We start from the raw sequence: 11713 nt of genomic DNA, 5'->3' as shown, positions 1-11713 counted from the left end.
CGGCACGTCGTTCCCGCACGTCCGACCCCGCCGGCACCCAGCACCGACACCAGGGGAATCAAACGTGGCCGTCGAACGCTCTGGCCTGCGTGAAAAAGATAGGTTTCCTCTCGTTCGGTCACTGGTCGCCGAGTCCGCATTCCAAGACCCGGTCCGGCGCCGACTTCCTGCATCAGTCCATCGATCTGGCGGTCGCCGCCGAGGAGCTGGGCGTGGACGGCGCGTACTTCCGCGTGCACCACTTCGCGCAGCAGGCGGGCAGCCCGTTCCCGCTGCTCTCGGCCATCGGCGCGCGGACCTCGAAGATCGAGATCGGCACCGGCGTGATCGACATGCGCTACGAGAACCCGCTGTACATGGCGGAGAACGCGGGCGCGGCCGACCTCATCTCCGGCGGCCGGCTGCAGCTCGGCATCAGCCGCGGTTCACCGGAGCAGGTGATCGACGGCTGGCGCTACTTCGGCTACGCCCCCGAGGAGGGGGAGACCGGCGCGGACATGGCACGCCGGCACGCCGAGGCGTTCCTCAAGGTGATCGAGGGCGAGGGCTTCGCGCGGCCGAATCCGCGGCCGATGTTCCCCAACCCTCCGGGGCTGCTGCGTGTCGAGCCGTACTCCGAGGGGCTGCGCGAACGGATCTGGTGGGGCTCCAGCTCGAACGCGACCGCGGTCTGGGCCGCGAAGCTGGGGATGAACCTGCAGAGCTCCACGCTCAAGGACGACGAGACGGGCGAGCCGCTGCACGTCCAGCAGCGCAAGCAGATCGAGGCGTACCGCGAGGCGTACAAGGAGGCGGGCCACACGCGCGAGCCGCGGGTGTCCGTCAGCCGCAGCATCTTCGCCCTGACCGACGACGTGGACCGTGCCTACTTCGGCCGCGACCGCAACTCGCGCGACCAGATCGGCATGATCGACGACACGACCAGGGCGATCTTCGGCCGCTCGTACGCCGCCGAGCCGGACGTCCTGGTGAAGCAGCTCCAGGAGGACGAGGCCGTCCAGGCCGCTGACACCCTCCTGCTGACCGTCCCCAACCAGCTCGGGGTCGACTACAACACCCACGTGCTGGAAAGCATCCTGACCCAGGTCGCACCGGAGCTCGGCTGGCGCTGAACGCTCTGCCGCCCTGCGTGCGGGGCGGCTCGGCAGCGTGCCGGTACCTCCCTCGCCGTCAGCACTCGATGATGTTCACCGCGAGCCCGCCCCGGGCCGTCTCCTTGTACTTGACGCTCATGTCCGCCCCGGTCTCCTTCATGGTCTTGATGACCTTGTCGAGGGAGACCTTGTGCGAGCCGTCCCCCCGCATCGCCATCCGCGCCGCCGTGACCGCCTTGACCGCGGCCATGCCGTTGCGTTCGATGCAGGGGATCTGGACGAGGCCGCCGACGGGGTCGCAGGTGAGGCCGAGGTTGTGTTCCATGCCGATCTCGGCCGCGTTCTCGACCTGTTCGGGGGAGCAGCCCAGGACCTCGGCCAGGGCGCCCGCCGCCATCGAGCAGGCGGAGCCGACCTCGCCCTGGCAGCCGACCTCGGCGCCGGAGATGGAGGCGTTCTCCTTGAAGAGCATGCCGATCGCGCCGGCCGCGAGGAGGAAGCGGACCACGCCGTCCTCGTCGGCGCCGGGCACGAAGTTGATGTAGTAGTGCAGGACGGCCGGGATGATGCCGGCGGCGCCGTTCGTCGGGGCGGTCACGACCCGGCCACCCGCCGCGTTCTCCTCGTTCACGGCCATCGCGTAGAGCGTGATCCACTCCATCGCGTGCGCCAACGGGTCGCCCTCGGCGCGGAGTTGGCGGGCCGACATGGCCGCACGGCGGCGCACCTTGAGGCCGCCCGGCAGGATGCCCTCGCGGGCCATGCCACGGGAGACGCACGCCTGCATCACCCGCCAGATGTCGAGCAGCCCCGCGCGGATCTCCTCCTCGGTGCGCCAGGCGCGCTCGTTCTCCAGCATCAGGGCGGAGATCGACAGGCCCGTCTCCTTCGTCAGGCGCAACAGCTCGTCGCCCGTGCGGAAGGGGTACTTGAGGACCGTGTCGTCCAGCTTGATGCGGTCCGCGCCGACCGCGTCCTCGTCGACGACGAAGCCGCCGCCCACCGAGTAGTACGTCTTCGACAGCAGCTCGGCGCCCTCGGAGTCGAACGCCCACAGGGTCATGCCGTTGGCGTGGTAGGGCAGGGTCTTACGGCGGTGCAGGATCAGTTCGTCGTCGAAGGAGAACGGGATCTCGTGCTCGTCGAGGAGCCGGATCCGCTTCGCCGCCTTGATCGCCTCGACCCGCTCGTCCGCCCCCTCCACGTCCACCGTCCGCGGGGAGGCGCCCTCCAGACCGAGCAGCACCGCCTTGGGCGTGCCGTGCCCGTGGCCGGTGGCGCCGAGCGAGCCGTACAGCTCGGCGCGGATCGACGCGACGGACTCCAGCAGCCCCTCGTTGCGCAGCCGGCGTGCGAACATCCGGGCCGCGCGCATCGGGCCCACCGTGTGGGAGCTGGACGGGCCGATGCCGATCGAGAACAGGTCGAAGACCGAGATGGCCACGGGAACTCCTCAGAACGCTTGGTGGTGCGGGGTGGGGCACCGCGCTCACCTTCCAGTGTGCGCGGTGCCCGAGGGGCCGACTACAGCCCGGGGTACAGCGGGTGTTTCTCGGCGAGCGCGGTCACGCGCGCCTTCAGGGCGTCCGCGTCGTACGCGGGCTTGAGCGCCTGCGCGATCACGTCCGCGACCTCGGCGAAGTCCTCGGCCGTGAAGCCGCGGGTGGCCAGCGCGGGTGTACCGATGCGCAGACCCGAGGTCACCATCGGCGGACGCGGGTCGTTCGGGACGGCGTTGCGGTTGACCGTGATGCCGACTTCGTGAAGCCGGTCCTCGGCCTGCTGCCCGTCAAGGGCGGACTCCCGCAGGTCGACCAGGACCAGGTGCACGTCGGTGCCGCCGGACAGGACGTTCACCCCGGCCTCGCGCGCGTCGGCCGCGGTGAGCCGCTCGGCGAGCAGCCGGGCACCCTCCACCGTACGCCGCTGGCGCTCCTTGAACTCCTCGCCGGCCGCGACCTTGAAGGAGACCGCCTTGGCCGCGATCACGTGCTCCAGGGGACCGCCCTGGAAGCCCGGGAAGACGGAGGAGTTCAGCTTCTTCGCGAACTCCTTCTTCGCCAGGATGATCCCGCCGCGCGGACCGCCGAGGGTCTTGTGGGTGGTGGAGGTGACGACGTCCGCGTACGGGACCGGGTTCGGGTGCAGACCCGCGGCCACCAGGCCCGCGAAGTGCGCCATGTCGACCCACAGATACGCCTCGACCTCGTCGGCGATCCGGCGGAACTCCGCGAAGTCCAGCTGCCGCGGGTACGCCGACCAGCCCGCGATGATCACCTTGGGCCGGTGCTCCTTGGCGAGCTTCTCCAACTCGGCCATGTCGACCAGACCGGTCGCGGAGTCCACGTGGTAGGCGACCACGTCGAACTGCTTGCCGGAGAAGTTCAGCCGCATCCCGTGGGTGAGGTGGCCGCCGTGCGCCAGGTCGAGCCCGAGGATGGTGTCGCCGGGCTTGGCCAGCGCGAACAGGGCGGCCTGGTTGGCGGAGGCGCCCGAGTGCGGCTGCACGTTGGCGTACTCGGCGCCGAAGAGCTCCTTGACCCGGTCGATCGCGATCTGCTCGACCACGTCGACGTGCTCGCAGCCGCCGTAGTAGCGGCGGCCCGGGTAGCCCTCGGCGTACTTGTTGGTGAGGACCGAGCCCTGGGCCTCCATGACCGCGACGGGCGCGAAGTTCTCGGAGGCGATCATCTCCAGCGTGGACTGCTGGCGGTGCAGCTCGGCGTCGACCGCGGCGGCGACGTCCGGGTCCAGCTCGTGCAGGGGCGTGTTCAGTGCGGACATGCGTCTGTGACCTCTCAGCCAGCCGTCTCGGCGGTGTACTCGTCGGCCGACAGCAGGTCGGCGGGCTCCTCGGTGATGCGCACCTTGAAGAGCCAACCGCCCTCGAAGGGGGCCGAGTTGACCAGCGACGGGTCGTTCACCACGTCCTCGTTGATCTCGGTGACCTCGCCGCTGACCGGCGAGTACAGGTCGCTGACCGACTTGGTCGACTCCAGCTCGCCGCAGGTCTCGCCCGCGGTCACCTCGGAGCCGACATCGGGGAGCTGGGCGTAGACGACGTCACCGAGCGCGTTGGCCGCGAACTCCGTGATGCCGACCGTCGCGACGCCGTCCGCGGCGGCCGACAGCCACTCGTGCTCCTTGCTGTAGCGCAGCTGCTGGGGATTGCTCATGGCCTGAATTCTCCTGTACGCGGGGGAGTGTCGGTGGAGGGGTGAAGAGGGGGAGGAACGGAGGGGGAAGAGGTGCGGGGGAGCACTGCGGAAAGTGTTACTTCCGGCGCTTGTAGAACGGCAGCGCCACGACCTCGTACGGCTCGTGGCTGCCCCGGATGTCCACGCCGACACCGGACGTGCCGGGCGCCGCGTGGGCCGCGTCGACGTAGGCCATCGCGATCGGCTTGCCCAGCGTGGGGGAGGGGGCGCCGGAGGTGACCTCGCCGATCACCTGGCCGTCGGCGACGACCGGGTACCCGGCACGCGGGACCCGTCGGCCCTCGGCGACCAGGCCGACCAGGACGCGAGGCGGCTGCGAGGCGGCGCGCTCGGCGGCCGTCTCCAGAGCCGTACGCCCGACGAAGTCGCCCTCCTTCTCGAACTTCACCACCCGGCCGAGCCCGGCGTCGAAGGGGGTCAGCTCCGTGCTCAGCTCGTGCCCGTACAGCGGCATGCCCGCCTCCAGGCGCAGCGTGTCCCGGCAGGACAGACCGCAGGGGACCAGGCCGACGCCCTCGCCGGCCTTGGTCAGCGTCTGCCACAGCTCGACGGCGTGCTCCGGCTTCACGAACAGCTCGAAGCCATCCTCGCCGGTGTAGCCGGTGCGCGCGATGAGGGTGGGGACGCCGGCCACCGTGCCGGGCAGACCGGCGTAGTACTTCAGGCCGTCGAGGTCGGCGTCGGTGAGGGACTTGAGGATGCCGGGGGACTCGGGACCCTGGACGGCGATCAGCGCGTAGGCGTCCCGGTCGTCACGCACCTCGGCGTCGAATCCGGCCGAACGTTCCGTCAGCGCGTCGAGCACGACCTGGGCGTTGGAGGCGTTGGCGACGACCATGTACTCGGTCTCCGCGAGGCGGTAGACGATCAGGTCGTCCAGGATGCCGCCGTCGGCCCGGCAGATCATGGTGTAGCGGGCGCGGCCGACGCCGACGGAGGCGATGTTGCCGACCAGGGCGAAGTTCAGGAGCTGCGCCGCCTGCGGACCGGTGACGGTGATCTCGCCCATGTGGGAGAGGTCGAAGAGCCCGGCCTTCGTGCGGACGGCGAGGTGCTCGTCGCGCTCGGAGCCGTAGCGCAGGGGCATGTCCCAACCGGCGAAGTCGGTCATGGTCGCGCCCAGCGAGCGGTGCAGGGCATCGAGCGCGGTGTGACGGGGTTCGGTGCTCATCGGACGTGAATCTCCCAAGGCATGACGGCGAGGTCGTTCCTCCCCATCTGTCATCGGAACCTGAGAGGTTCGTCATGACCGCACGGGACATGACTTGCACCTTGGGTGGGGCCACCGGAGGAAACCGGGGACCCGCTTTTCAGATGTGCCTCGCCCGCGCGGTAACGGGGCCTGAGAGATTCAAGGGAGGGACTTGCTCCTTCGGCGCCCGGGTACACGTACCCGGGACTCTCCCGCGCGGATTCAAACGGCCGGTATGCAGTTGGCGCGCACATCATCGCACAGGCTCTGTAACAGGCTTGTGGCCGGAACCGAACGGAACCGGGAGACACCGTGGATTACCTTCTCTTTACATTCGGTGGGGAGAAGCTTTCCTGACCCCGCAGGGAGGACGATCACGGTGACAAGGACCACGGCGTACGCCACGACCTCGGGCGTCGCCCTGCCCAAGCAGCCCGCGGCCCCTGCCCGGGAGCGCTGCGCCGAGCGGCCGGCCCCGGTCGTCCGCGACCTGCGCGAGCGCTCGGGCCGCAGCCCGCACGCCCTGCTCTTCGGCCCCCGCGACCTGGTCGTGATCACCGGCCTGCCCGGCAGCGGCAAGTCGACGCTGATGCGGCGCGCGGTCAGGGGCGTACGGATCGACTCCCAGGACGCCCGCGACCGCTGGGACACCCGGGCACCCCGCTTCCTGCCGTACGCCGTCTACCGCCCACTGGTCCGCCTCGCCCACTACGCCGGTCTCGGCCGCGCCCTGCGCGCCGGCGCCGGCGTCGTCGTGCACGACTGCGGCACCCAGGCCTGGGTCCGCGGCTGGCTGGCCCGCGAGGCCCGGCGGCGCGGCGGCATCCTGCACCTGGTCCTGCTCGACGTACCCCCGCGCACCGCCCTGGCGGGCCAGCGCGACCGCGGCCGAGGCGTCTCCCGCTACGCCTTCCTGCGCCACCGCACGGCAGCCGGCCGCCTGATCCGCTCGGTGGAACGCGGCGACCTGCCCGAGGGCGTCGGCTCGGCGGTCCTCCTGGACCGGGACGCGGCGGACGTGCTCCGCCGGATCGGCTTCACGGGCTGAGAGTGGGGCGGCCGGGGGTGGTGGGCCTGGCTGGACCGGTGGGTCGGAACGGGGCGGTGGTGTGCGCCGAGCCGGCCGCCAGGGGCCCCGTACCCGTTAGCCTTTGCTGCCACAGCGGTACTTCACAGCAGGCGGTCGGACAGATGGACTTCCCAGCGGATCTCCCCGCGGACTTTCCCATGCAGGCGCACCCCCATCCGCACGGCGGATGGCCCGGCAACGAGCTGGAGGAGGTGCTGTCGGCGTCCCTCGGCGTGCCCACGGCGGGCGGCCGGATCATCGAGGTGCTCAGCCGCGGCTTCCTCTGGATCCCGCTGCCCAGCGGCGGCGGTCCGCACAGCGGTCCGCTGGACCTGCCCACGCTGGAGATCGAGGGCCAGGCGTACGTCCCGGTGTTCAGCTCCGAGGAGCAGTTCCGCCATGTCGTCGGCTCGCACATGTCGTTCACCATCGCGCCCGCCGTCGAGTTCGCCCGGGGTCTGCCCCCGCAGGTCGGCATCGCGGTGAACCCGGACGGCATGGTCGGCATCCCGCTCCCGCCGGCCGCCGTCGCCGAGCTGTGCCGCATCGGCCGCACCCCCCTCGACGGCCCCACCTCCGGCGGCCGCGTCCGCCTCTTCGAACCGGACTGGCAGGACGACCCGGTCGACTTCCTCGCCGCCGCCTCCGCCGAGTTCGAGTCGACTCCCGTGATCCGCACGGCCCGCCGCTGCCTCGCGGCGATCGAGACGGCGGACCCGGTGATGTTCGTGGGCGTCGAACTCTCCGAATGGGAGGGCGACCTGCGAGCCATCCCCTTGGAGGCACTGGGCCGGGCCCTGGCCAAGTCCCCGCCGCAGTGGGGGGTCAACCTCGTCCTCCTGGACGTGACGGACGACCCGGTGGCGACGTGGATGCGCCAACAGGTCCGGCCCTTCTACCAACGGCCCTTCTGATCGCCGTAGGGGTAGCCGACTCAGGGGCGCGGGGCTGTGCCAATATGCGGCTCCGCCGCGTGGGCGCGACCAGCCACAATCAACCCGCACTCGCCAACGCACATCAGGCCAACACCCCGTAGGCGCATAAGCTGTCACAGAAACGCGGGGTCACTTCGAAGGGGCGGTAAGACACGTGAGCGCGAGCCTCAGCGGCAGCGTGGAGCACATGCTGCGCCAGGTCACGCCAGGGCGCTACGACGCCTACGAGGCCCTGCTCCGCGCCCTCGCGACCCCCGGCGCAGGCCAGGTCTGGATGCTGCTGTGGCACGGCCAGTCCGGCTCCCCGGACGCCCAGTACGGAAACATGGAGGTCGAAGGGCACGGCTACGCCCCGTGCGTCACCTCCGCCCAGGAGCTGTCCGCCAGCGGCTGGAACCGTTCGTACGAGGTCGTCGACGGCGTCGACGTGGCCCGCACGCTCTACCCCGACCACTTCGGCCTGTGGCTCAACCCGCACGCCCCCGGCGGCGGCGTCGGCATCCCGTGGCTCGATCTGCGCCGTATCGCCACCGGCCTGGAGCGCCAGCCCGCGGGCCCGCTGCGGCTGTCGGAACCCGGTATCGAGATCCCGCAGTTCTACGCCCTGCTCGCGCACAACGCCCACCGCACCCCGGCCGTGCGCGCCCTGCGCCGCGCCTGGGTGCAGCCGGCGCTCGGGGCGCCGTACCTCGCCATCGGTCTCGATGTGTACGACACCTCGCCGCCGGCCGTGGACGCGGTACGGGCGATGATGCAGCAGTCGATCGGCGCGGTCCCGGAGGGACTGCCGGTGTCGACGGTGGCGATGTCGGACGAGGACGACCCGGTCGCGATGTGGATGCGGGAGGGTGCCCGGCCCTTCTACGACCGTGAGGCGCACGCGGCCCCGGCGCAGGCCCCCGCGGCCGGGTACGGCTATCCACCGGCGCCTGGCGGATACTGAGAGGGCGCCCGCTGGTCCAGACCGGTGCACCCATTGGTCCGGACTGGAGAAGTGGTGGGTCTGCGCGCGTAGATAGCGGCGGAAGATCCGTCCGATTCCTGAATGTCCTGATTCGCCCGCGTCCGACCCCCGTTACCCGCTGTCCGGATAACGGAACCCTCCTGACCTCATCACGTTTACGCATCCTTTCACCGTCAAGTCTGGCAACAGATCGCCAAAGCGTTGAAGACTCCCGCACCAGGGGCTCTTTCTGCCCCGAGTACGACGGACTGATCACGCCGCTACAGCGGCAAGTGCGGGCCGGCTACCGCCGGTTGAGAGGGGTCCCTGCCAGATGACGGCACCATTGCACGAGCCGACCGCGGAAGCGGCCCCGAGTGCGGCCGAGGAAGCGGCGGCCGCGACCGCCGGCGCCAAGACCGTTCAGGGACGTTCCCTGGGCCGGATCGCCTGGGAGCGCCTGAAGCGGGACAAGCTCGCCCTGACGGGCGGCATCGTGGTGGTCGTCCTCATCGTGGTCGCCCTGCTCGCGCCGGTGATCACCAACCTGCTGGGGCAGGACCCGGACGCCTACCACGAGAACCTGATCGACCCGCTGTTCGGCACCCCCACGGGGTCCCTGGGCGGTATCAGCGGCGACCACCTGCTGGGCGTCGAGCCGGTCAACGGCCGCGACATCCTCGCCCGCATCCTCTACGGCGCCCGCGTCTCGCTCCTGGTGGGCTTCCTGTCCGCCGTCGTCGCGGTCGTCCTGGGCACCGTCCTGGGCATCCTGGCGGGCTTCTTCGGCGGCTGGGTGGACTCGCTCGTCAGCCGCGTGATGGACGGCCTGCTGGCCTTCCCGCAGCTGCTCTTCACGATCGCCCTGGTCTCCGTGATGCCGAACGAACTGCTGGGCCTTTCCGGGTCCAACGTGCGCGTCTTCGTGATGATCCTGGTCATCGGCTTCTTCGGCTGGCCCTACATCGGACGCGTGGTGCGCGGCCAGACGCTCTCGATGCGCGAGCGCGAGTACGTCGAGGCCGCCCGATCACTGGGCGCCGGGCGGTTCTACATCCTGTTCAAGGAACTGCTGCCCAACCTCGTGGCGCCGATCATCGTCTACACGACGATGATGATCCCCACCAACATCCTCACCGAGGCGGCCCTCAGCTTCCTGGGCGTGGGCGTCAAGCCGCCCACGTCGTCCTGGGGACAGATGCTGTCGAGCGCCATCGACTACTACGAGTCGGACCCCATGTACATGGTGGTCCCGGGTGTGGCGATCTTCATCACCGTCCTTGCCTTCAACCTGTTCGGCGACGGCGTGCGTGACGCGCTGGACCCGAAGGCGTCCCGCTGAAAGAGCCGTACCCAAATCGTCCCGTGGCACCAACACGGGGTCTCTCATCTAATCCGGAGGATCCGAGATCGTGACTACCCAACGCACCTCAGGGCGGCGGAAGAAGGCCTTTGCCGCCGCTGCTGCGGTCGCCGCACTGCTGACCACGGCGGCGTGCGGCGGCAGCGACGACAACGGCGGCGGCGGTTCGAAGACCGGCGCGGCCGGCTTCGACGCGGCCAACAACAAGGTCGCCCAGGCCTCCCTGGCCAAGAAGGGCGGCACGCTGCGGTTCGGTGGCGCCCAGGATGCCGACTCGTGGGACACCACGCGTGGCTACTACGGCTTCATGTGGAACTTCGCGCGCTACTACAGCCGCCAGCTGGTCACGGGCAAGACGGAGCCGGGCAAGGCGGGCGCCGAGCTCACCCCGGACCTCGCCACCGGCCTCGCCAAGGTCTCGGACGACGGCAAGACGTACACGTACACCCTGCGTGACGGCATCACGTGGGAGGACGGCAAGCCGATCACGTCCAAGGACGTGAAGTACGGCATCGAGCGTGTCTGGGCGCAGGACGTGCTGTCCGGCGGCCCGACGTACCTCAAGGACTTCCTGGACCCCAAGGGCGAGTACAAGGGTCCCTACAAGGACACGTCCAAGGACAAGCTCGGTCTGAAGTCCATCGTCACCCCGGACGACAAGACCATCGAGTTCCACCTGCCGAAGGCCAACTCGGACTTCCAGGAGGTGCTGGGTCTGGTCTCGGCCTCCCCGGTCCGCCAGGACAAGGACACCAAGTCCAAGTACGGCCTCAAGCCGTTCTCCTCGGGCCCGTACAAGTTCGAGTCCTACAGCCCCGGCAAGAGCCTGACGCTGGTGCGCAACACCGAGTGGAAGCAGTCCTCGGACCCGATCCGCAAGGCGTACCCGGACAAGATCACCGTCCAGTTCTTCTCGGACGCCAACCAGCTGGACCAGCGTCTGCTCAACGGTGACCTGGACCTGGACATCAACCAGACCGGCATGTCCCCGCAGGGCCGCACCACCGCCCTCAAGGAGCACAAGGCCAACCTGGACAACCCGGTCTCGGGTTACATCCGCTACGCGACCTTCCCGCAGAGCGTGAAGCCGTTCGACAACGCCGAGTGCCGCAAGGCCGTCATCCTCGGTGCGGACCACGTCTCGCTGCAGACCGCTCGTGGTGGCCCGGTCGCCGGTGGTGACATCGGCACCAACATGCTCCCGCCGTCCGTCCCGGGCTCCGAGGGCCAGAAGTACGACCCGTACAAGCTGGCCGGCGCCAACAAGAACGGCAACGTCGAAGAGGCCAAGGCGGCTCTGAAGGCGTGCGGCAAGCCGAACGGCTTCTCCACCACCATCGCGGTGCGCAACAACAAGCCGGTCGAGGTCGCCACGGCCCAGTCGCTCCAGGCGTCGCTGAAGAAGATCGGCATCAACGCCCAGATCGACCAGTTCGACGGCTCGCAGACCACCGGCATCATCGGTAGCCCCTCGAACGTGCAGAAGAAGGGCTACGGCATCATCATCATGGGCTGGGGTCCGGACTTCCCGACCGTCCAGGGCTTCGGTCTGCCGCTGTGGGACAGCAAGTACATCGTGCCGAGCGGTAACAACAACTTCGCCCTGATCAAGGACAAGACCATCGACGGTCTGTTCGACCAGTACGTCACCACGCTGGACGACGCGGGCAAGACCAAGATCTCGACCGAGATCAACCACAAGGTCATGGAGGGCGCGTACTACCTGCCCTTCGTCTTCGAGAAGTTCATCAACTGGCGCGGTGACAACCTCGCGAACGTCTACACGTCGGACAACTACAGCGGCATGTACGACTTCGTGAACCTCGGTCTGAAGTCCGCGAAGTAATCCCGGCACACCCGCCGAACGGCACGAAAGGCAGGTGAAGGCCGGCGCGGCGT

The 11713-nt window shown here is 69.5% G+C and carries 10 protein-coding genes and 1 riboswitch; of the genes, 6 read left to right on the top strand and 4 right to left on the bottom strand.

Going from position 1 to position 11713, the window contains the following annotated elements; translation table 11 throughout:
• The first annotated feature begins 89 nt into the window (after positions 1–89).
• Complete coding sequence (locus ACIQI8_RS18615; protein ID WP_402351345.1) at positions 90–1112, top strand: LLM class flavin-dependent oxidoreductase; 1023 nt, start codon at positions 90–92, stop codon at positions 1110–1112.
• Positions 1113–1170: 58 nt separating this feature from the next.
• Here ACIQI8_RS18615 and ACIQI8_RS18610 read toward each other — a convergent pair whose 3' ends face one another.
• The 4 genes from ACIQI8_RS18610 to gcvT all read right to left on the bottom strand — a co-directional run bounded on the left by ACIQI8_RS18610 (position 1171) and on the right by gcvT (position 5483).
• On the bottom strand, positions 1171–2538 hold the full coding sequence (locus ACIQI8_RS18610) for an L-serine ammonia-lyase (protein WP_402351342.1): 1368 nt from the start codon (positions 2536–2538) through the stop codon (positions 1171–1173).
• 80 nt (positions 2539–2618) lie between these two features.
• Positions 2619–3878, bottom strand: coding sequence for a serine hydroxymethyltransferase (glyA, locus tag ACIQI8_RS18605; RefSeq protein ID WP_402351339.1), 1260 nt, complete (start codon positions 3876–3878; stop codon positions 2619–2621).
• A gap of 14 nt (positions 3879–3892) precedes the next feature.
• Positions 3893–4270: a glycine cleavage system protein GcvH gene (gcvH, locus tag ACIQI8_RS18600; RefSeq protein WP_402351336.1), complete on the bottom strand. Its 378-nt coding sequence runs from the start codon at positions 4268–4270 to the stop codon at positions 3893–3895.
• A gap of 97 nt (positions 4271–4367) precedes the next feature.
• Positions 4368–5483, bottom strand: coding sequence for a glycine cleavage system aminomethyltransferase GcvT (gene gcvT, locus ACIQI8_RS18595; protein WP_402351334.1), 1116 nt, complete (start codon positions 5481–5483; stop codon positions 4368–4370).
• Positions 5484–5632: 149 nt separating this feature from the next.
• A riboswitch (glycine riboswitch) is annotated at positions 5633–5729 on the bottom strand.
• A gap of 148 nt (positions 5730–5877) precedes the next feature.
• Between gcvT and ACIQI8_RS18590 the strand changes: the two genes are divergently transcribed.
• From ACIQI8_RS18590 to ACIQI8_RS18570, 5 genes are all read left to right on the top strand, one after another.
• Complete coding sequence (locus tag ACIQI8_RS18590; RefSeq protein WP_402353986.1) at positions 5878–6552, top strand: AAA family ATPase; 675 nt, start codon at positions 5878–5880, stop codon at positions 6550–6552.
• Positions 6553–6695: 143 nt separating this feature from the next.
• On the top strand, positions 6696–7487 hold the full coding sequence (locus ACIQI8_RS18585; protein WP_402351331.1) for an enhanced serine sensitivity protein SseB: 792 nt from the start codon (positions 6696–6698) through the stop codon (positions 7485–7487).
• A gap of 208 nt (positions 7488–7695) precedes the next feature.
• Complete coding sequence (locus ACIQI8_RS18580; protein ID WP_402353984.1) at positions 7696–8451, top strand: enhanced serine sensitivity protein SseB C-terminal domain-containing protein; 756 nt, start codon at positions 7696–7698, stop codon at positions 8449–8451.
• 334 nt (positions 8452–8785) lie between these two features.
• Positions 8786–9793: an ABC transporter permease gene (locus ACIQI8_RS18575; RefSeq protein WP_402351328.1), complete on the top strand. Its 1008-nt coding sequence runs from the start codon at positions 8786–8788 to the stop codon at positions 9791–9793.
• Positions 9794–9863: 70 nt separating this feature from the next.
• Positions 9864–11660 carry an ABC transporter substrate-binding protein gene (locus tag ACIQI8_RS18570; RefSeq protein WP_402351325.1) on the top strand — a complete coding sequence of 599 codons (1797 nt, stop codon included), beginning with the start codon at positions 9864–9866 and terminating at the stop codon, positions 11658–11660.
• Positions 11661–11713 lie beyond the last annotated feature (53 nt).

The sequence above is a fragment of the Streptomyces sp. NPDC092369 genome (assembly GCF_044755245.1).
Lineage (GTDB): Bacteria > Actinomycetota > Actinomycetes > Streptomycetales > Streptomycetaceae > Streptomyces.
Note: the sequence above shows the minus strand (reverse complement) of the source record. Positions and strands in the feature narration are given on the sequence as shown.